This is a genomic window from Paraperibacillus marinus, from assembly GCF_046237605.1.
Taxonomy (GTDB): Bacteria; Bacillota; Bacilli; order Bacillales; family DSM-1321; genus Paraperibacillus; species Paraperibacillus marinus.
The window spans coordinates 4,257,822-4,277,713 of record NZ_CP143542.1 but is presented as its reverse complement, the minus strand read 5'-3'; the positions used below and the strand labels follow the sequence as shown (position 1 = coordinate 4,277,713).

Sequence of the window (19,892 nt, the reverse complement as noted above, 5' to 3'; positions counted from 1 at the left end):
AACTAGAAACAAAAAAAGCCGGCAGATGCCGGCTTCTATTCTTACAGTTTAAACGAACTTTTTAGCGAAACAATCAGGTTGAATACCAGGCGCCCTTCAGCGGTGTCCTTCGGGTCTACATTGAAGTAGCCGTGGCGGAAGAACTGGAATTTGTCCTGAGGCTTTACATCCTTCATGTTCGGCTCGACGAATCCCTGCAGGATCTCGAGGGAATCTGGATTGACATGGTCCAGGAAGGTTGACGCTTCGTCCTCATTCGCCTCTTCGCTGTCTTCATCGAGGATCAGCGGCTGATAGAGCCTGAATTCGGCTGGAACAGCCTGGGAAGCCTCCACCCAGTGGATGGTGCCTTTTACTTTTCTGCCCGTGAAGCCTGTACCGCTCTTTGTTTCCGGATCATAGGTGGCCCGAATTTCGATCACATTGCCTTCTTCATCCTTGATGACTTCCTCGCATTTGATGAAATAAGCATGCTTCAGCCTGACTTCGTTTCCTGGGAAAAGGCGGAAATATTTTTTAGGAGGATCCTCCATAAAGTCGTCCTGTTCAATATAAATTTCGCGGGAAAATGGAATCTGCCTCGTTCCCATGTCAGGGTTTTCCGGATTGATTTCAGCTTCCAGCATTTCTGACTGCCCCTCCGGATAGTTCGTGATCACGACCTTCAGCGGCTTGACGATGCCCATCGTCCTCGGTGTGGTAAGCTTCAGGTCTTCCCGGACGAAATGTTCAAGCATCCCGGTATCCACTGTCCCTGCGCTTTTGGAGACTCCGATTTCATGGCAGAAGGCCCGGATGGCTTCCGGTGTATATCCCCTTCTGCGAAGCCCAGAGATGGTCGGCATCCGCGGGTCGTCCCAGCCGTCTACATAGCCTTCTTCAACAAGCTGCTTCAGCTTGCGCTTGCTCATGACGGTATTTGTCAGGTTCAGGCGGCCGAATTCGTACTGGCGGGGAGTGCTTTCCATCTCGCATTTTTCCACAACCCAGTCATAGAGCGGGCGCTGATCCTCAAACTCGACTGTGCAGATTGAATGGGTGACGCCCTCAATGGCATCCTCCAGCGGATGAGCAAAGGCATACATCGGATAGATGCACCATTTATCGCCGGTATTATGGTGTATAGCATGGGCAATCCGGTAAATGACCGGGTCACGGAGATTGATGTTCGGCGAGGACATGTCAATTTTCGCACGCAGCACTTTTTCGCCATTACCGAATTCGCCCTTTTTCATGCGCTCGAATAAATCCAGGTTTTCTTCCACGCTGCGGTTCCGGAAAGGGCTGTCCTTGCCTGGCTCTGTCAATGTACCGCGGTACTCGCGGATTTCAACTGCAGACAGGTCGTCCACATATGCCAGTCCCTTTTTGATGAGCAGAACAGCTCTTTCGTACATCTCATCAAAGTAATCTGAAGCAAAGAACAAGCCGTCCCAATCATATCCGAGCCATTTTACATCTTCCTTGATGGCATTCACATATTCTATATCTTCTTTTAGAGGGTTTGTATCATCGAATCGCAGGTTGGTCCTGCCATTGAATTCATCAGCCACTCCGAAATTCAGGATGATAGATTTTGCGTGTCCGATATGGAGGTATCCATTCGGTTCTGGAGGGAAACGGGTGACCACATGGTCGCGTCTGCCTGTCTCAAGGTCATCTTTTATGATATCTCTAATAAAATTAGAATTAGTAGGTTCCAAATCACTGCCCTCTTTCTTTTAAAATGGTACTCATAATTTTACTTGAACATGGCTGATAAATACAGGATTTTTACTGAATATCCAATATGGCAGCCTCAGTTTTGCCGCAATATGAAAGACCTGATATACAGTCTCAGGGAAACGTTATACAATAATTAACATAATTCACATCTGAAGGGACGGTTATACATGCCATTATCTATTCGATATTCCATGTTTTTCTCTGGCCTAGTGCTTTTCGGCCTGGGCATATCCATAGCAATAGAAGTCCAGCATCTCGGGCTGCATCCGTGGGATGTGCTGAGCGTGGCCCTGTATGACCGCTTTGGCATGACCATCGGCTTCTGGGGTGTTGCAGCCGGACTGGTCCTCATTGGCGTGCTGCTTGTGACTGCCAGAAATTATATCAGCATCGGAACCTTTTTAAATGCGCTGGCCATCGGGCCGATTATCGACTTTTTTCTGTGGCTGGATATACTGCCGCACGCAACTCATACCTGGGTCGATTACCTCATCATCCTGTGCGGCATAACCATAACCGGGATAGGCGGGGGCATGTATGTAGCGGCAGGAATCGGCGCCGGTCCGCGCGACGGCTTTATGCTCTCCATATCGGAGAAAACAGGAATATCGGTAGCGAAGGCAAGGATCCTGACGGAAAGCACTGTGCTGATCCTAGGCCTGCTTCTTGGAGGACCGGTGTTCATCATGTCCTTCATCTATACGTTAATACAAAGCCCGGTTTTCCAATTCTCCCTCCAATTCTTCAGGAAACGGACCGGCAAGGCAGCTCCTGACAGAAAAGCCGCCTAAACTCATCGAATTAGCCCCTTTTTTTAAAGATTGGGGCTTTTTTCCGTTTAGTCCTTGTTCCCGAGGGATAAAAGCCTAACATAAAAGCTGCTTGAATATTAAATACTAGGACTTAAGGATACAGTCCTCGAGCCTTTAATGAAAGGAAGTTATATATGCTTTACGATGTGGTGATTATTGGCGGCGGGATTGCGGGCCTTCAGGCAGCCATACAGCTTGGAAGGGCTCAGCGTAAGGCGCTTGTTATAGATTCGAAGCATGGAAGATCAGTTTTTTGCAAAGAATATCACAACATACTAGGCTGGCCGGACGGAATAAGCGGAGAGGAGCTGCGGAGGAACGGCAGGAAACAGGCAGAAGCAGTAGGCACCCAATTTACGGAGGATGTTGCGGAGTCAGCAGAGAAAAAGGATGATGGCTTCCTCATAAAAACTAAAAACGGAAAAGAATATGAAGCCAGAAGACTCCTGATCGCAACTGGCATCCTCGACAGGATTCCTGATATTCCGGAAATTTACCACTGTCTCGGAAACAGTGCCTATATCTGCCCGGACTGCGATGGTTTTGAAATCCGCGGCAAGCGGACGCTTGTGGCAGGGTCCGGCAATCCTGGGGCAAATATGGCGCTCACCATCTCTTATTGGTCAGACAGCATCGTTTATATCAATCATGAACAAAAACCTGTCAAACCTGAGCTGCTGCAGAAATTGAAGGATAAAAATATCGAATACAGAGAAGAAAAAATAGCCGGGGTAAAAAGGAACGAGCATTGCTTCCAGGGCTTTGTACTTGAAAGCGGAGAGGAGCTTGATGCCGGTAAGTGCTTCCTGGCATTCGGCGGCAATGAGGTGAAATCGAAGCTTGCCAGAGAACTTGGTGTGGAAGTGATGGATAATAACCATATTAAGGTTAATCCGAGAACCAAGATGACCAACGTAGAGAATGTATGGGCTGCAGGGGATGTTACCGTCCATTCCGAACAGGTGGCAATCGCCATGGGAGACGGCCTCCAGGCAGCCATCTGGATTCATAAGAGCCTATTTTAGCAAAAGGTATTTACAGATGTAATGACACTTGATATAGTTTCAAGTGTCTTATTTATGAAAAGTAACCAGGAGGGTCGTATGGAAAAGAGTGCTGCAGCTTTTGACAAAAATAATAAAAAACTGTTAGGGGTAGCCGGTCTTGGCTGGCTGTTCGATGCGATGGATGTGGGCATGCTCTCCTTTATCATGGTGGCACTGGCCGCAGATTGGGGACTTACTTCGAGCCAGGTGGGCTGGATCGGCAGTGTGAACTCCATCGGCATGGCTGTGGGTGCCCTGCTGTTCGGACTTATGGCAGACAGAATCGGCCGTAAAAATGTGTTCATCATTACCTTGCTTTTATTCTCGATCGGAAGCGGACTGTCTGCCTTCACCGGATCTCTTGCCGCCTTCCTGATTCTTCGTTTCTTTATAGGGATGGGGCTTGGGGGAGAACTTCCGGTGGCTTCCACGCTGGTATCTGAAAGTGTTCCTGCCGAGAAGCGCGGGCAGGTGGTTGTCCTGCTTGAAAGCTTCTGGGCTGGCGGCTGGCTGATCGCTGCCTTGATCTCTTATTTTGTGATTCCGGAGTATGGCTGGAAGGCAGCGCTGCTGATCAGTGTCATCCCTGCGTTCTATGCCCTTTACTTAAGGCTGAATCTTCCGGATTCACCGCGTTATGAACGCATCAAGGACAAAGACAAGCCTTCTGTATGGCAGAATCTTGCAGGTGTATGGGCGCCAAAGTACCGCAAGCAGACCGCCACGCTGTGGGTGCTGTGGTTCTGTGTGGTTTTCTCTTACTACGGAATGTTCCTCTGGCTGCCTAGTGTGATGGTTCTGAAGGGCTTTACCCTGATCAAGAGCTTTCAATATGTATTGATCATGACTCTGGCCCAGCTGCCCGGCTATTTTACGGCTGCCTGGTTTATTGAAAGAATGGGAAGGAAATTTGTCCTGGTCACCTATCTCGCCGGGACCGCTGTAAGTGCCTACTTCTTTGGGCAGGCTGAGTCTCTTGCCATGCTGATTGGATCGGGAATTTTCCTTTCGTTCTTCAATCTTGGAGCCTGGGGAGCGCTGTATGCCTATACGCCAGAGCAGTACCCGACTATAATACGCGGGACGGGTGCAGGGATGGCTGCTTCATTCGGCCGTGTCGGCGGTGTCCTGGGACCCTTGCTGGTCGGCTACCTTGTGGCCCAGAAGACGTCCATTACAACTATTTTCACGATATTCTGCATCGCTGTCCTCATTGGGGCTGCAGCTGTCCTGTTCTTTGGAAAAGAAACCAGGAATATAGAGCTGCAGGAACGCTGAGGCAAAGAAGGGCGCAGGGGCTTACATGCTCCCGGGCCCTTTTGGTTTATGAGCGGGCTGGAATCGCTTATACTAAAGTCATCTGTAACAGAAAGAGGCGATTTTATTGAAGCTGGGAACGATCGGTACAAGCTGGATAACGGAATCATTTATTGAGGCAGCAGCTTCTTCGGGGCGTTTAACCCTGACATCTGTGTATTCACGCTCGGTGGAAAAGGCAGAGAAGTTCGCTGCAAAGCATGGGGCTGAATATGCATTTAACGACCTGGAGGAAATGGCAGCAAGCGAACAGGTCGAAGCAGTATACATAGCATCACCCAATTCGCACCATTTTGAACAGGCAAAGGTGCTGATTCAGCATGGAAAGCATGTGATCTGTGAAAAGCCTATTTTCTCCAATCTGAAGGAATGGGATGAGATTTATCAGCTTGCAGAAGAGCATGGCGTGTATGTACTTGAAGCGATTCGGAACATCCACTCACCTAATTTTGAAATTTTAAAAGATAAACTGGAAAAGGCCGGGACAATCCGCAGCGCCCTCTTTCATTATCTTCAGTACTCCTCGCGCTATGATGCGTTCCTTGATGGACAGGATCCGAATGTTTTCTCACCTGAATTTTCAGGCGGAGCCATGACCGATCTCGGGGTTTATCCCCTTTATGTGGCAGCGGGTCTGTTCGGGAAACCGGAAAAGATCAGCTACCATCCGGTACTTCTCAGAAACGGCGCGGACGGAAGCGGGACACTTGTACTGGAATACGGCTCCTTCGTCTGTACCGTCCTTTTCTCGAAAATTTCGCAATCGTATATTGAAAGTGAAATCCATGGAGAAAAGGGATCGTTCATCCTGGATAAGGTATCGCCGATCGGGAGGATCTCCTTCGTTGATAACGGCACCCGTGAAAAAGAAAGCCTTGGAACTCAGCAGGTGGAAAACGACATGTTGTATGAAATTGAGAATCTGGTATCTGTCATAGAAACAGGGGACAAGGTTCAATATGAGAAGCTTAAGGAATTAAGCCGCCTCGTCCTGTCTATCACGGAAGAGGCCAGGAAGCAGAATGGCATCGTGTTTGGCACAGAAAAATAAAAACAGGAGGCTGGCCTTTTGGGTCAGTCTCTATTTAATTTATCCTCTTGTTTTAGGTAGCAAGGTTTTATAACCTACAATTGATCAGGTGATAAAATAGCACGTTTTACCGTATTTCTTATTTTCTGGTGTTTTTCGTTCACTTACCTGTAATTTTAATTAAAATTATCTGTTTTTCACCTCAGAGAAGCATCATTATGGTGCTGAGCAGCCCTTTTCTCGCCGAACTGAGACCTTTACTATCAGAACTCCAGATCTTACTATCCAAACCGCCTACTTTACTATCCGAAATGAACATTTACTATCCGAAAAGGGGATTTTACTATCCGAAAGGACTGATTTACTCGCCGCTTTCGATTTTGAACTGCTGACAGAAATTCAGCGGCGCAGCAAAGCCCGGGATATTCTCCCGGGCCAGTTGGAATTAATTAAAAGTCGATTTTCTTCAGCGGCTTCTTGGCCGGTCCTTCTAGCACATCCCCGGTTACCGAGAATCTTGATCCATGGCATGGACAGTCCCAGGAGCGGTCCCCATTATTCCAGTTCAGCTCACAAAGCATGTGGGTACAGGTCGTATCTATCACATGAAGCTGCCCGCCTTTATCGCGGTAAGCCCCGGCCCTCTGTCCGTTGACCTCGACCACTTTTGCTTCGTCTATGCCTACTTCATCCAGTGTGTGGTTGGGTTTGTCCAGCTTGCCCTCAATGAAGTGCTTCGCCACATCGAGGTTTTCTTTGACAAAATTTTTCACACTTGTGCCGGCATTCACACGGCGGGGTGTGAAGACTTCGTTATAGGGATTCTCGCGGCCCATCACATAGTCCCTGAGCATGAGGGCTGCGTTTGTCCCGTTTGTCATCCCCCATTTTGCAAAACCGGTTGCCACATACACATGATCATAATCCTCTGTCAGGTTCCCGATATAGGGAATGCTGTCAAGGGTGTGGATATCCTGGGCAGACCATTTATACGGGATTTCCTTCACTCCATATGTCTTTTCGGCATAGGGGACCAGTTCTTCATAATAATCCTGTGTATCGAGATCCTGCCCCGTTTTGTGGCCGTCCCCGCCAAAGAGGACCGCCTTCTCTCCGTCGAACATTGTATACCGGAGGGAGCGGGTCGGTTTCTCTGCGTTGATATACATTCCGCCCGGGAATTCCTTCTCCGTCTTTACGGCAATTACATATGAGCGTTCCTGCTGGAGCCTTGCAAAATATTTCCCTTCTTGAGCATAGAAAGGGTAGTGCGAGCAGATCAGCATGGACTGGCAGGTGATTTCGTTTTTAGCATCGTTTTTCAGGGTGAGAACGGCAGGCGGGCCGTTTTCTACATCGCCGGCCACGGTGTTTTCATAAATCTCGCCGCCAAGCGACACAATCTGGTCCACCAGGTATGAAAGATATTGCAGGGGATGGAATTGCGCCTGGTTCCGCATGAGCACGGCCCCTTTGACAGGGAAGGACAGCGGGGTTTCCTGGACGAATGTCCCGTCAATCCCGAGCTGTTCATAGGCCCGCACTTCATCCTCAAGCTTAGGCAGGTAAGCGCTGTCCTCCGTGAATACATAGGAATCCTGAGTGGAAAAATCGCAGGAAATTCCATTCTCCTCCACTGTTTTCTTTATAAATTGAAGCGCATTTTGATTGGCTTCATAATACAGCTTTGCATGTTCTTCGCCGCTTTCCTTGATCAGCTTGTCATAAATCAGGCTGTGCTGGGAAGAGATCTTGGCGGTGGTATGACCGGTAATGCCATTCAGGACACGCCCTGCGTCGATCAAGGTCACTTTTCGCCCTTCCTTCGCGAGAAGATAAGCGGCTGTGACGCCGGTGATTCCGCCGCCAATGATTAATACATCAGTTTCCTTGTTTTCATTAAGAGCTGGGAAGGACTTGATCTCCGCACTCGTCCTCCAGTAAGGCTCAGGCTTTTCGGGCATCGGTTTAAAAGGGTGTTCTGACATCAGCGTACCTCCTAATAGGATCGATCTGGAATGAAAATCCACATTTCGCCTTATTTTTTCCATTTTTAGATTATGAATACCCATTCTCACAAAATTTACCCTTATGCCGGCCGGGGAAACGCAAGCTATCCCATTTTAACTACGCCTCAGGACCTAATTGAAAATATAGCCGTGGTACGTTATGGAAAATACAGCAGATCGTTAAGATAGAACTATAAGAAGGGAGGCACAAACTTATGAAAAAAGCTGGTTTGATTGCAGGAGGGGCAGCTGCAGCAATCATATTGATTGCGAACCTTGCACCAATGATCGGCCTTGCGATAGGGCTTGCTGTCCTATACTTTGCAGCGAAAAAATTCATGAAGGCGGAATCCGCCTGGGGCAAAGCTGCCTGGGGCATGCTTGGCCTGGTTGCCATCGCAGGCTCCATCTCCAATGTGCCGGCACTTATTGGAGTGGCAGCAGCCTATGTTTTATACCTGATCTGGAAAAATTGGAACAAAGAAAAGGAAGACAGAGTTGAAAATGATCCATTTGTGAATTTCGAGAAAGAATGGGCACGTCTAAAATAAGGAAAAACAAAGGAGAGACTTGAGATGAATAACTTATTCACCAGATTGAAAAACACAGTAGCAGCTGATTTCCACGAGCTGCTGGACCAAAAGGAACAAAAAAATCCGCTGGCACTGCTGAATCAGTATCTGCGGGAATGTGAAAAAGAAGCAGAGCGGGTGAGTAAGCTGGTGGAGCGCCAGTCGCTGCTCACAGAAGAATTCAACCGGGAATATCAAGGTGCGCTTGAGATGGCCGAGAAGCGGAAAGTCCAGGCAGACATTGCACAGAGGGCCAATGAACAAGGACTGCACGATTTTGCTCAGGCAGAGGCCAGCCAGTATACGGAAAGAGCAGCCTATATTAAAACCGTTCATACCGAGGCTGCAGGCCAGCTGGCGGATCTTGAGAGAAGATACGAGGAAATGAAGCATAAATTAAAAGACATGCAGATCAAACGCATGGAACTGATGGGCAAGGAAAACGCAGCCAGAGCCAGCCACAAGATCAATAAGGTTATGCAGGGCGGATATGGCAGCAAATCATCCCGCTTCGGGGAATGTGAGGGCTATATTGGCCGCCTGGAACAGAAAACCGCTTCTTCTTATATGGAGAGCACGATCGACAGCCGAATTGCGTTGCTTGAAAAAGATTTGCAGGATAAAGAAACCCATTCTATTTCATAAGAAACTCATGATATATTGGAGAGAGGCGAAAGATACTGCTTTCGCCTCTTAAACCGTAGAAATGTCTTTGAAAGGGGGAAACGCCGTGCTGAATAAATTGAACACCGGCCATATTAATCTTTTGATCTGGCTGTCTGTATTCTTGATCTTCATAGAGCTATTATTTTTCCACAGCGGCCTGGTTTTCTCCCTCTTGCTTTCAATCCTGTTTATCTATATAGGGAAGAAGAGATATACGAAAACATATGGAAAGATATTATTCTGGCTCGGTGTATTCTCCCTGGCCGCGGCAGTGCTCAGGATGTTTGCTGCCAAGTTTTTCATACTTGCATTGATTGCTTATTTTTTTATTCTTTATCAACAATCAAAGAAAGAGCCGCGTAAAATCCGCCCGATTGTTTTAGAAAAAACAGAGGTGGAGAAAGAGTCACTGATAAAAAAGGAATCGCTCCTGCAGAACCGCTTTTATGGGTCCAAATCCGTGGGCGAGCATGTGTATGAATGGAATGACATCAACATTCAGGGAGCATTTGGCGATACAGAAATCGACTTATCCAACACCGTCCTCCCAAAGGGGCAGTCTGTCATTTTTATCCGCCACATTATTGGAAATGTACGGATTCACGTGCCATATGATATGGAGATCAGCGTCAACCATTCGGCCGTTATTGGCTCGGCCCGGATCCTTGATGAATGGGAGCCGAGGATATTCAGCAAAAATCTTTCCTGCCAGACAGCGGGATATGATGAGGCCGGGCAGAAGGTGAAAATCATGACTTCCTTTTTCTCTGGAGATTTAGAGGTGAAGAGAATATGAATATCGTTCTCCGCCAGACGGCGGCCGGCATTCTCTTTTCCTTCGTGCTGTTTGCTCTCCTTTCTCCCCTCTACTTCATCATTTTTCCGCTCCAGTCATGGAAGCTGCTATGGGAAAAGGAGATCTATGATTTTCCGGCGATTCTGTTTCTCGCCGGGATCAGCCTCACTGCCGGCCTTATATTCGGCACCGGATCAGGGCTTTACTGGAAGAGGCAGGTCAAGACGATCAGCGACGGCCTGTATGACCTGGAAGCCGGCCGTGATATTGCCGAGGCAAAGGATGCACTCTCAGAAATTGCCGGCATCCGGAGGAAGATGGACAGTATCCGCATTCATATGAAGGAGCAGATCAAGCAGTCCCAAAAGTTTGCAAACGAAAAGGCAGAAGTCCAGGAGAAAAGAATCCAGGAGATTGTCTCCCGGGAACGAAACCGGCTCGCCCGCGAGCTTCACGACTCTGTCAGCCAGCAGCTCTTTGCCGCTTCCATGCTGATGTCTGCGATTAACGAATCAGCGGATGGACCCGATTCGCTCAGGGACTCACAGCTGAAGCTGGTAGAGGGCATGATCCACCAGTCCCAGCTTGAGATGCGCGCCCTGCTTCTTCACCTGCGGCCGGCGCCGCTGAAGGGAAAGACGCTGCATGAAGGAATACAGGAGCTGCTGGCCGAGCTTGAACATAAAGTGCCTCTGGAGCTTTCGTGGAAGCTGGAACCTGTGGGAGCTGACAAGGGAATCGAGGATCACCTGTTCCGGATCCTGCAGGAGTCGGTCTCTAATACCCTGAGGCATTCCAAGGCATCTTCTCTTGAGGTTCTCCTCATCAAGAGGGATGGCTTCATCATCATGCGGATTTCGGATGACGGTGTAGGATTTGATGTGGATGAAGCCAAAACAGGTTCTTACGGCATGCAGAATATGCAGGAAAGAGCTCTTGAGATTGGCGGCACATTCAAGCTTGTCAGTGTGAAAAATAAAGGGTCGCGCCTTGAAGTCAAGGTCCCGGTAATCCAGGAAGGATGAGAGTATGATACGAGTATTGCTGGTGGATGATCATGAAATGGTACGGCTCGGCGTGGGGTCTTATCTGTCGGCTCAGCCTGATATTACAGTCGCCGGGGAGGCGGAAAACGGCAGGGAGGCTGTGAAGCTTGCCCTTGAATTGAGGCCGGATATTATCCTCATGGATCTGGTGATGAAGGAAATGGACGGCATTGAAGCGACCACAAGAATCATGGCTGAGTGGCCGGAGGCAAAGATCATCATCGTAACGAGCTTCATTGATGATGAAAAAGTATATCCGGCACTTGAAGCAGGTGCTTCAAGCTATTTACTGAAAACATCTCGGGCCGGTGAAATAGCGGAGGCTGTACGCAGCACCTATGGCGGGCAGAGTGTGCTCGAGCCGGAGGTGACCGGGAAAATGATGGTGAAAATGCGCCAGAAAGCCCTGCCGCATGAGCAGCTGACAGCACGTGAAAAAGAAATTCTCCTCCTGATGACTCATGGGAAAACAAACCAGGATATTGCAGATGAACTTTTCATAGCGTTAAAGACTGTCAAAGTCCATGTCAGCAGCATTCTCAGCAAGCTCGACGTTCAGGACCGGACGCAGGCCGTCATTTATGCCTTCAAGCATCATATCGTGAAATAACCTGCCCGGCACTTGGGGCAGGCTGTTTTATGGGCAGAAATAGCAGGAAAAAATACACTACGGCGGTGAAGCGGAGTAAGACGAGAGACAGGAATGCCAGCAGGATAAATGATGGTCATACCTGGCTGCAGTGGAGCTCCGCCCCTATTCCACAGAAAAAACACCTGCCAAAAATGGCAGGTGCAGGATTATGCCTGGCTGTCAGCCCAGTCTTCAACATTCCAGACATCGGTTACCCAGTCTTCGTAGAAGTCAGGTTCATGGCAGACAAGCAGGATGGTGCCCTTGTATGCTTGCAGGGCGCGCTTCAGCTCTTCCTTGGCAGTGACGTCAAGGTGGTTTGTCGGCTCATCGAGCAGGAGCCAGTTGCTTTCGTTCAGCATGAGCTTGGTCAAGCGGACCTTGGCCTGCTCGCCGCCGCTCAGCTGGCTGAGCGGACGAGAGATATGCTCATTCTTCAGGCCGGAACGCGCAAGGATCCCGCGAACCTGGGATTGATCCAGCGAAGGAAAGGCTGCCCATACATCGTCAATCGGTGTGAGGCTGCCTGCCTTTACTTCTTGTTCAAAATAAGATGGAAACAGGAAATCACCTTGAATGGTTTCTCCAGACAGCGGCTGGATTTTGCCAAGTATGGTCTTCAGGAGCGTCGACTTTCCGACACCATTGCATCCGACAACGGCTATTTTCTGGCCGCGCTCGATGACTACATTGAGCTTTGGAAGCAGCGGCTCTGCATAGCCGATTTCAACATCTTTTCCTTCAAAGACATACCGGCTGCTGCCGCGTGACTCTTTGAAGTCGAATGTCGGCTTCATGGCAGTTTCCGGCCTGTCGATACGGTCCATCCGGTCCAGCTGCTTCTGGCGGCTTTTCGCCCGCCCTGTCGTGGAGTAGCGTGCTTTATTTTTGGCGATGAAATCTTCCTGCTTCTTAATGAAATCCTTCTGTTTCTCATAAGCCTGGATATGCTGGTTTTTGTTGATCTCAGCAAGCTCCAGGAATTTTTCGTATGTGGCGGTGTATCGAGTCAGCTTAGAGAACTCCAGATGGAAAATGACATCTACCACGCCATTCATAAATTCCGTGTCATGTGAAATCAAAAGGAATGCATACGGATATTCCTTCAGATAACGTGACAGCCAGTTGATATGCTCCACGTCCAGATAGTTGGTCGGCTCATCCAGGAGGAGAACCTTGGGCTGTTCTAACAGAAGCTTGGCGAGCAGGACCTTCGTCCGCTGTCCGCCGCTCAAAGCAGATACATCACGGTCAAGGCCGATGGCATCAAGCCCAAGTCCGCGGGCGGCATCCTCCACTTTTAGATCGATTGAATAGAAGCCGCCGGCATCCAGATTATCCTGGATCTCTCCCATTCTCTCAAGCAGTTCCTCAAGCTCTTCCGGTGTAGCAGAACCCATTTTTTCAGTAACTTCATTAAGTTCTTTCTCCTGCTCAAAGAGCGGAAGGAAGGCATCGTTCAGTACGCCGCGGATTGATTTGCCGCGGGAAAGGACGGTATGCTGATCAAGATAGCCGTATTCAGTGCCCGGCGTCCACTCCACCCGGCCAGTATCGTGTATCAATTGTTTTGTGATGATATTCATCATGGTCGATTTACCAACGCCATTTGCGCCGACAAGTCCAACATGCTCGCCTGGAAGCAGGCGGAAAGTGACATCTTTGAATAAAGTGCGGTCGCCAAAGCTATGGCCCAATTTATCTACAGTAAGTAAGCTCATCTGGTTCAAAACCCTTTCGCTGCTAGTGTATAGTCAATAAAACTCCTATACTCCATCATACTAAAAACTTGCCTTAAGTACCATCCCCCATATTTTTCCCAGTTGAAAAAACCGCATAAAACAGGGAGATGCAGGATGCCTGATTAGCGCAGAAGGTGTAATTTCCGCCAATATCAGTTAAAATTAAGAGTAGTGAACAGGACTGCCGCACGGTTTTTGACACCGGACTATAGGCAGGCAGTGAAACAAGGCGCCTGCAAGAAAATTTAAGGGGCAGCACGCTTTTTTGAAAGGATGTTATAGTATGGCAAAACAGCTTGTTTTAGCAGAAAAGCCCTCAGTGGCCCGAGATATAGCAAGAGTCTTGAATTGTACGAAAAAAGGAAACGGATATCTTGAGGGAGACCGCTATGTGGTGACATGGGCTCTCGGCCACCTGGTCACGCTTGCGGATCCTGAAGTTTATGATGATAAATATAAAGCCTGGAAGCTTGAGGATCTGCCGATGCTTCCTCAATCCCTGAAGCTCGTGGTGATCAAGCAGACCAGCAGGCAATACCAGGCAGTGAAGTCCCAGCTGAACCGGAATGATATAAATGAAGTGATCATCGCGACAGATGCAGGACGGGAAGGGGAGCTTGTGGCCCGCTGGATCCTGGAGAAGGCAAACGTCAAGAAACCGGTAAAGCGGCTCTGGATCTCTTCTGTCACAGATAAAGCCATCAATGAAGGCTTCCGCCAGCTTAAGAACGGCAAAAACTATGAAAATCTGTATGCGTCGGCAGTAGCCCGGGCAGAGGCTGACTGGGTCGTGGGCCTGAATGCTACCCGCGCCCTTACAACCAAATATAATGCCCAGCTGTCCTGCGGCCGGGTACAAACCCCGACCCTTGCCATCATTGCGAAAAGGGAAGAGGACATCAAGTCCTTCAAGCCGAAGAGCTTTTATGGAGTGAATGTTATAGCGAATGGGCTTAGGCTCGCGTGGCAGGACGCCCGCACAAAGGAAGGCAGGACCTTTGACAAGGAAAAGGCAGAGCGAGTCTTAAAAGCTGTTTCCGGCCGGGAAATCAAGGTTGCTGAAGTTAAGAAAACCTTGAAGAAGAGCTATGCACCAGGGCTGTATGACCTGACTGAACTGCAAAGGGATGCGAATAAACGGTATGGCTATTCAGCGAAGGAAACGCTCTCCATCATGCAGAAGCTGTATGAGCAGCATAAGGTTCTGACTTATCCCCGGACAGATTCACGGTTCATCACCACAGATATTGTGGATACCCTGAAGGAAAGAGTGAAGGCCAGCAGCCATAAGGAATACTCCTCTGCTGCTGCCAAAGTACTGAAGAACGGGATAAAGGCCAATAAGTCCTTTGTTGATGACAGCAGGGTTTCAGACCATCATGCCATCATCCCGACCGAACAGAGCATTTATATCGGCTCGCTCAGTGATAAGGAATGGAAGATCTATGACCTGGTAGTGAGGAGATTCCTGGCCGTCCTGATGCCTCCATTTGAATATGAACAAACTTCCATATCTGCCGAAATTGGCGGTGAGCAGTTTACGGCCAAGGGGAAAATCGTCAAGTCGCCTGGCTGGAAGGATGTTTACTCCTCAGAAGATGACGATGCGGATGCGGATGACCAGAAGCTTCCGCCAATCCAAAAAGGAGATACGCTTGAACAGGTGTCGGCAGCGCTGACACAGGGAGAGACGAAACCGCCGGCACACTTTAATGAGGCCTCCCTTCTTTCTGCCATGGAGAACCCGGTTCAGTATATGGCAGGCGAGGATAAGGAATTGATCAAGACAATCGGGCAGACGGGCGGACTCGGGACGGTTGCCACACGGGCTGATGTTATTGAAAAATTATTTAACAGCTTCCTGCTTGAAAAAAAGGGCAAGGATATTTTCATCACATCCAAGGGCCGCCAGCTGCTTGACCTGGTTCCCGAAGACCTGAAGTCTCCGTCACTGACAGCCGAATGGGAGCAGAAGCTCGACCGCATTGCCAAAGGAAGCCTTGCGAAGAATGCGTTCATACAGGAAATGAAAGATTATGCGAAGACAGTTGTCCAGGAAATCAAATACAGCGGCAAACAGTTCAAGCATGATAATGTAACAGGCAGCCGGTGTCCGGAATGCGGCAAGCTGCTTCTTGAAGTAAACGGCAAGCGCGGCAAAATGCTCGTCTGTCAGGACAGGGAATGCGGCCACCGCAAGAACGTCTCCAGGGCGACCAATGCCAGATGCCCGGTCTGCCATAAGAAGCTTGAGCTCCGGGGTGAAGGGGAAGGCCAGATCTTTGTCTGCTCATGCGGCCACCGCGAGAAAATGTCTGCCTTCCAAAAAAGGCGGAACAATTCCAAAAGCGGGAAGGCGACAAAGCAGGATGTGAATAAGTACCTGAAAAATCAGCAGAAAGACGAGCCGGTGAATACGGCACTGGCGGATGCGCTTGCCAAGCTGAAATTCGACAAATAAAGCGGGGAATTATATGGGACAGTCCAAGACGAATGCCATGCGCATGCTGGATAAAGAAAAAATTCCATACTCCTTCCTGACCTATGACAATAAAGATGGCAAAATAGACGGAGTTTCGGTAGCAGCAAAGATTGGAATGCCTCCGGAAATGGTCTTCAAGACGCTCGTGACCATCGGGGGCGGCAATGCCATACACGTCTTTGTCATACCGGTGGAAGATGAGCTCGACCTGAAGAAGGCAGCGAAGGCTGCCGGTGAAAAAAAGCTCGAGATGCTTCCGGTGAAGGAGATACAAAAATGGACTGGCTATATAAGGGGAGGCTGCTCCCCTGTGGGGATGAAGAAGCTTTACCCCACTTATATAGACCAGAGTGCCGAAAGCCTCGAGGCCGTCATTGTAAGCGGCGGGAAAATCGGCGTGCAGCTCCAGCTTGAGCTTTTACACCTCACAGCAGCCACCAAAGCCCAATTGGCCGAACTGACAAAATAAAAAAACACGCAGATTTTGCGTGTTTTTTTGTTGGGAAATAATCTGGGAAATGGGGCCTGTCCCCTATTTCCCCGGGAAATAGGGACAGGCCCCCCAATTAAAATTCGATTTGGACGCCAAAGTGGTCGGAGATGACGGGTCTGTTGGTGCCGTTGAAGATGACGGTGCTGCTTTTGATTTTGATGGGCTGGCTGGCGAGTATGAGGTCGATGCGGAGGGTTTCGGTGTTTTTGTCCCATCCTGCTATTTTTCCCTCAACCGTGATGCCGGTATCCTTATTTTCTGCCAGTTCATACGTATCACGGAGCCCTTTGGAGATGAGATAGTCATATCCCTGATCCCTGGTCCCTGCGTTGTTGTTGAAATCACCAATCAAAAAATGCGTGCCATCGCCTGAGAGATTTGCAAGCAGCCTGTCGGCCTGTTCTTGGAAGGGTTCTTCCTCATCTTCCCACCAGCCGAGGTGGCAGGAGTAGAAATTCATCAGTTTTCCATCGATTTCAATTGCAGCCCCGACGACTTTCCGTGTTTTCCAGAAAGCAGGATCCTGCGACTGGGATACAAAGAACGAATGCTTCTTTTTGATAGGGTGCTTGGATATCAGGGCAGCGCCTTCCTCGTAGACCTCAAAGCCGATATGAGCAAAATCCCATACAGAATGATAGTCCCTGCCGGTTATCTTTTTTAACTCCTCGAGCAGGATCAACAGAAAGTTGCCCTCCCGGAGGGGAGGAGTCAGGCGGGGAGCAGAAGCCAGCTGACTGACCTCCTGCAGGGCAGCGACATCATAATCCTCTGCAGCGATGGTTTCCGCCAGAATGCGGATTTTATCCAGCTGGTCTTCTTCCTGCCAGGAATGGCAATTCAGGGTCAGCAGTTTCATTTGTTACGCTCCCATCAAATCCTGGATTTCAGATTTCAACACGTCAGCTTTCGGGCCGTAGATGGCCTGGACTCCCTGGTCCTTCAAGATGAGACCGAGTGCTCCGTTCTGCTTCCATTCTTTTTCCCCGGCAACAGAAGCGGCATCTCTCACCGTTACACGGAGGCGGGTCATGCAGGCGTCTACTTCTTCAATATTCGAAGCTCCACCCAGAAGTTCAATGATCTGTCCGGCCTGGTTATCTGCAGAGATGGCAGCAGGCTGTCCGCCATTTTCAGCTCTAGGGGCAGGAGCATCCACTTCGATGTAATTTCCGGCACGTCCTGGAGTCGGCAGATTGAACTTTCGAATCAGAAGGCTGAAGACGGTATAGTTCAAGGCGAAGAATACAAGACATGAAACAAGGAAGTTTATAAGATCCCGGGTTAATCCCGCATGGACAAGCATCGGTGTACGGGTCAGGAACTCGATGAATCCGAATGCATGGACCCTCAGGTGTATAATGTCAGCCAGTGCAAAGGCGAGGCCTGTAGTGATGGCATATACGACATACAGGATCGGCGATACGAACATAAACATGAATTCAATCGGCTCTGTTACACCTGTAAGGAACACGGCCAGTGCCGCTGAAAGGAACATCGATTTATACTTTGTGCGCTTATCTTTATCGACATTCCGGTACATCGCAAGGGCGATACCGATCAGGGAAGCGGTAGAAAGAATAACCTGTCCTTCCTTAAATCGCGCAGGTACTACATCTGAAAGCAATTGATTATATCCTGCAGTATTGCCCGCCTCGCGAAGGTTTACAAGATCCGTGATCCAGGCGAACCACAGAGGATCCTGGCCGGCGACAAACTGGCCGGCATTGCTGCCTGTCAGCATTTTGTAGGTGCCTCCAAGCTCTGTATAATTCATTGGAACGGTGAGCATGTGGTGAAGCCCGAAAGGCAGGAGCAGCCGCTCAAGCATTCCGTATACAAATGGTGCCACTACGGGAGCTGTGTTTCTGGAGGCTGCGATCCAGCGGCCGAAATCATTCAGCAGGCCCTGGATGAACGGCCAGATCAGTGAAAGTGCCAGAGCCGTAACGACAGAGCCTGCAATCACGACAAAGGGCACAAATCGTTTTCCATTGAAAAATGCGAGTGCATTTGGAAGTTTGCTATAATTATAGTATTTATTAAATAGGGAAGCTCCAAGGAAACCGGAGATAATCCCGACAAAGACTCCCATGTTCAAGGCAGGGGCGCCCAGAACAGAAGTGAAATAATCCTTTACTATCAATTCACTGTCCAAAAAACTGACAGTTGCCTTTGCGTCCTGAAGCATAGCCGCATTTACGCCAAAAACGGCACCAGTCACACGGTTGATCAGGATAAAAGCGATGAGCGCAGCAAATGCACCGCCGGCCCGCTCTTTAGCCCAGGAACCACCGATGGCCACAGCAAATAGAATATGCAGGTTGCCAATGATCCCCCAACCTAAATCTTCAGTTATTCTTGCAATCGTTTGCACTAAAGCGGAGTCTCCGCCAACCATAGCAATCAGCTTGCCGATTGAGATCATGAGTCCGGCTGCTGGCATGACTGCTACGACTACCATCAAAGCTTTTCCAAGCTTTTGCCAAAAATCAAATGAAATTAACTTCTTTTTCCCCATTTGTCTTTCCTCCTGGATGTATGCGTTTTCGTTTTAGATTATAGGTGGTGAATATGTAATAACTCACTTTTAGTGCAACCGTTTGCACCACATTTCACTTTATTTTAGTAGATAGCTATTAAAATTGCAAATATATTTTTTCAGAATAGCAATTCATTTGTTTTGTACAAAGAACAAGGGAAAACTTTCGTGATAACGGAATTCTTAAACTATTAAAAGGAAAATAAAACCACTAAAATAGAATGAAAAGAAGAAGGGTGGAGAATTAAAATATGAAAGAGGCAGCATATCTATATCAGGTGATAAAAGAGAAAGGAAGCGAAGAAAACCGGGGACCGATGGAGAAGTATATGAAAAATCTGTTCCCATTTTTCGGTGTGAAGTCTCCCGAGCGAAAAAAAGTGGTATCGCAATTCCTGAAGGAGACAGGCATCCATAAGGAAGCATTCTCGCATGAGTTCGTACGGGAGCTCTGGAGCTTTGACGAACGCGAGATGCAGTATGCGGCCCTTGATTACTGCGGCAAGTATGAAAAGCGCTTTGCTAAAGAGGATATCGAGCTGTTTCGGGAGCTGCTGGTGACCAAGTCCTGGTGGGACTCAGTGGATTCAATAGCCGCAGGGCTTGCGGGAGCCATTGTCTCATCCTATCCGGAGCTTGCGGATGAATATATGGACCGCTGGGCAGTGGATGATAATATGTGGCTGCGGCGGACGGCTATTTTATATCAGCTGAAGTATAAGAATGATACGGATGTAGAAAGACTATATCGATACATACTTGAAAATGCGGACAGCCGCGAATTCTTCATTCAAAAGGCAATCGGCTGGGCGTTAAGGGAATATTCAAAGAGGGATGCTGAGTCTGTCCGCCGCTTTATGGAACGTGCGGCACTGGCAAAGCTGAGTGTCCGTGAAGGCAGTAAATATCTATAACATCTCCCAAAGCATTTTTACCTTAGGTTTTTGGCAAGGTTTGATAGAATGGGTAGGTGGTAAAAAGAG

At 48.8% G+C, this 19,892-nt stretch carries 17 protein-coding genes; 12 read left to right on the top strand and 5 right to left on the bottom strand.

The genetic code is table 11. The annotated features are described in order from the left end of the window. Nucleotides 1-41 precede the first annotated feature (41 nt). Nucleotides 42-1,703, bottom strand: a complete 1,662-nt coding sequence (locus tag V1498_RS21500; RefSeq protein WP_409296211.1) for a glutamine--tRNA ligase/YqeY domain fusion protein — start codon at nucleotides 1,701-1,703, stop codon at nucleotides 42-44. 189 nt (nucleotides 1,704-1,892) lie between these two features. On the opposite strand from V1498_RS21500, the gene V1498_RS21495 reads away from it, so the two are divergent. The 4 genes from V1498_RS21495 to V1498_RS21480 all read left to right on the top strand — a co-directional run bounded on the left by V1498_RS21495 (nucleotide 1,893) and on the right by V1498_RS21480 (nucleotide 5,951). Further along, nucleotides 1,893-2,516, top strand: a complete 624-nt coding sequence (locus V1498_RS21495) for a YczE/YyaS/YitT family protein (protein WP_409296210.1) — start codon at nucleotides 1,893-1,895, stop codon at nucleotides 2,514-2,516. A gap of 155 nt (nucleotides 2,517-2,671) precedes the next feature. Next, nucleotides 2,672-3,562, top strand: a complete 891-nt coding sequence (locus V1498_RS21490; RefSeq protein ID WP_409296208.1) for an NAD(P)/FAD-dependent oxidoreductase — start codon at nucleotides 2,672-2,674, stop codon at nucleotides 3,560-3,562. Between the two features lie 78 nt (nucleotides 3,563-3,640). Further along, nucleotides 3,641-4,861 (top strand): MFS transporter, encoded by a 1,221-nt coding sequence (locus tag V1498_RS21485; RefSeq protein WP_409296206.1) that lies wholly within the window; start codon nucleotides 3,641-3,643, stop codon nucleotides 4,859-4,861. A 106-nt stretch (nucleotides 4,862-4,967) separates the two neighbouring features. Further along, nucleotides 4,968-5,951, top strand: a complete 984-nt coding sequence (locus V1498_RS21480) for a Gfo/Idh/MocA family protein (RefSeq protein WP_409296204.1) — start codon at nucleotides 4,968-4,970, stop codon at nucleotides 5,949-5,951. 428 nt (nucleotides 5,952-6,379) lie between these two features. Here the strand turns inward: V1498_RS21480 and V1498_RS21475 are convergent, their stop codons facing one another. Then, entirely contained in the window at nucleotides 6,380-7,918 is a 1,539-nt protein-coding gene (locus tag V1498_RS21475) for an FAD-dependent oxidoreductase (RefSeq protein WP_409296202.1), read from the bottom strand. A gap of 236 nt (nucleotides 7,919-8,154) precedes the next feature. On the opposite strand from V1498_RS21475, the gene V1498_RS21470 reads away from it, so the two are divergent. The 5 genes from V1498_RS21470 (at nucleotide 8,155) to V1498_RS21450 (ending at nucleotide 11,629) form a co-directional block, all read left to right on the top strand. Beyond that, nucleotides 8,155-8,490, top strand: coding sequence for a flagellar basal body rod protein (locus tag V1498_RS21470; protein WP_409296200.1), 336 nt, complete (start codon nucleotides 8,155-8,157; stop codon nucleotides 8,488-8,490). 24 nt (nucleotides 8,491-8,514) lie between these two features. Further along, nucleotides 8,515-9,156: a PspA/IM30 family protein gene (locus tag V1498_RS21465; RefSeq protein ID WP_409296199.1), complete on the top strand. Its 642-nt coding sequence runs from the start codon at nucleotides 8,515-8,517 to the stop codon at nucleotides 9,154-9,156. Nucleotides 9,157-9,241: 85 nt separating this feature from the next. Next, nucleotides 9,242-9,973 (top strand): cell wall-active antibiotics response protein LiaF, encoded by a 732-nt coding sequence (gene liaF, locus V1498_RS21460; RefSeq protein WP_409296197.1) that lies wholly within the window; start codon nucleotides 9,242-9,244, stop codon nucleotides 9,971-9,973. Beyond that, nucleotides 9,970-10,998, top strand: a complete 1,029-nt coding sequence (locus tag V1498_RS21455; RefSeq protein WP_409296195.1) for a sensor histidine kinase — start codon at nucleotides 9,970-9,972, stop codon at nucleotides 10,996-10,998. Before liaF ends, V1498_RS21455 begins: the two co-directional genes overlap by 4 nt. A gap of 4 nt (nucleotides 10,999-11,002) precedes the next feature. After that, a complete protein-coding gene (locus V1498_RS21450) occupies nucleotides 11,003-11,629 on the top strand; it encodes a response regulator (protein ID WP_409296193.1) in 627 nt (208 codons plus the stop codon). A 188-nt stretch (nucleotides 11,630-11,817) separates the two neighbouring features. Here V1498_RS21450 and V1498_RS21445 read toward each other — a convergent pair whose 3' ends face one another. Continuing rightward, nucleotides 11,818-13,371 carry an ABC-F family ATP-binding cassette domain-containing protein gene (locus tag V1498_RS21445; RefSeq protein WP_409296192.1) on the bottom strand — a complete coding sequence of 518 codons (1,554 nt, stop codon included), beginning with the start codon at nucleotides 13,369-13,371 and terminating at the stop codon, nucleotides 11,818-11,820. Between the two features lie 304 nt (nucleotides 13,372-13,675). Between V1498_RS21445 and V1498_RS21440 the strand changes: the two genes are divergently transcribed. Continuing rightward, entirely contained in the window at nucleotides 13,676-15,853 is a 2,178-nt protein-coding gene (locus tag V1498_RS21440) for a DNA topoisomerase III (protein WP_409296191.1), read from the top strand. A gap of 13 nt (nucleotides 15,854-15,866) precedes the next feature. Further along, nucleotides 15,867-16,343, top strand: coding sequence for a Cys-tRNA(Pro) deacylase (gene ybaK / locus V1498_RS21435; protein ID WP_409296189.1), 477 nt, complete (start codon nucleotides 15,867-15,869; stop codon nucleotides 16,341-16,343). Between the two features lie 97 nt (nucleotides 16,344-16,440). Here ybaK and V1498_RS21430 read toward each other — a convergent pair whose 3' ends face one another. Together V1498_RS21430 and V1498_RS21425 are read right to left on the bottom strand one after the other, a co-directional pair. Beyond that, nucleotides 16,441-17,226: an endonuclease/exonuclease/phosphatase family protein gene (locus tag V1498_RS21430; protein ID WP_409296187.1), complete on the bottom strand. Its 786-nt coding sequence runs from the start codon at nucleotides 17,224-17,226 to the stop codon at nucleotides 16,441-16,443. 3 nt (nucleotides 17,227-17,229) lie between these two features. Further along, complete coding sequence (locus V1498_RS21425; RefSeq protein ID WP_409296185.1) at nucleotides 17,230-18,888, bottom strand: PTS transporter subunit IIBC; 1,659 nt, start codon at nucleotides 18,886-18,888, stop codon at nucleotides 17,230-17,232. 272 nt (nucleotides 18,889-19,160) lie between these two features. Between V1498_RS21425 and V1498_RS21420 the strand changes: the two genes are divergently transcribed. Further along, nucleotides 19,161-19,823, top strand: coding sequence for a DNA alkylation repair protein (locus V1498_RS21420; RefSeq protein ID WP_409296183.1), 663 nt, complete (start codon nucleotides 19,161-19,163; stop codon nucleotides 19,821-19,823). The last annotated feature ends 69 nt before the right edge of the window (nucleotides 19,824-19,892 follow it).

Bases quoted from the DNA above. Each gene is read 5' to 3' on its own strand.
- V1498_RS21495 (WP_409296210.1), top strand. From the start codon at position 1,893: ATGCCATTATCTATTCGATATTCCATGTTTTTCTCTGGCCTAGTGCTT.
- V1498_RS21490 (WP_409296208.1), top strand. From the start codon at position 2,672: ATGCTTTACGATGTGGTGATTATTGGCGGCGGGATTGCGGGCCTTCAG.
- V1498_RS21485 (WP_409296206.1), top strand. From the start codon at position 3,641: ATGGAAAAGAGTGCTGCAGCTTTTGACAAAAATAATAAAAAACTGTTA.
- V1498_RS21475 (WP_409296202.1), bottom strand. From the start codon at position 7,918: ATGTCAGAACACCCTTTTAAACCGATGCCCGAAAAGCCTGAGCCTTAC.
- V1498_RS21470 (WP_409296200.1), top strand. From the start codon at position 8,155: ATGAAAAAAGCTGGTTTGATTGCAGGAGGGGCAGCTGCAGCAATCATA.
- V1498_RS21465 (WP_409296199.1), top strand. From the start codon at position 8,515: ATGAATAACTTATTCACCAGATTGAAAAACACAGTAGCAGCTGATTTC.
- V1498_RS21455 (WP_409296195.1), top strand. From the start codon at position 9,970: ATGAATATCGTTCTCCGCCAGACGGCGGCCGGCATTCTCTTTTCCTTC.
- V1498_RS21450 (WP_409296193.1), top strand. From the start codon at position 11,003: ATGATACGAGTATTGCTGGTGGATGATCATGAAATGGTACGGCTCGGC.
- V1498_RS21445 (WP_409296192.1), bottom strand. From the start codon at position 13,371: ATGAGCTTACTTACTGTAGATAAATTGGGCCATAGCTTTGGCGACCGC.
- V1498_RS21440 (WP_409296191.1), top strand. From the start codon at position 13,676: ATGGCAAAACAGCTTGTTTTAGCAGAAAAGCCCTCAGTGGCCCGAGAT.
- ybaK (WP_409296189.1), top strand. From the start codon at position 15,867: ATGGGACAGTCCAAGACGAATGCCATGCGCATGCTGGATAAAGAAAAA.
- V1498_RS21430 (WP_409296187.1), bottom strand. From the start codon at position 17,226: ATGAAACTGCTGACCCTGAATTGCCATTCCTGGCAGGAAGAAGACCAG.
- V1498_RS21425 (WP_409296185.1), bottom strand. From the start codon at position 18,888: ATGGGGAAAAAGAAGTTAATTTCATTTGATTTTTGGCAAAAGCTTGGA.
- V1498_RS21420 (WP_409296183.1), top strand. From the start codon at position 19,161: ATGAAAGAGGCAGCATATCTATATCAGGTGATAAAAGAGAAAGGAAGC.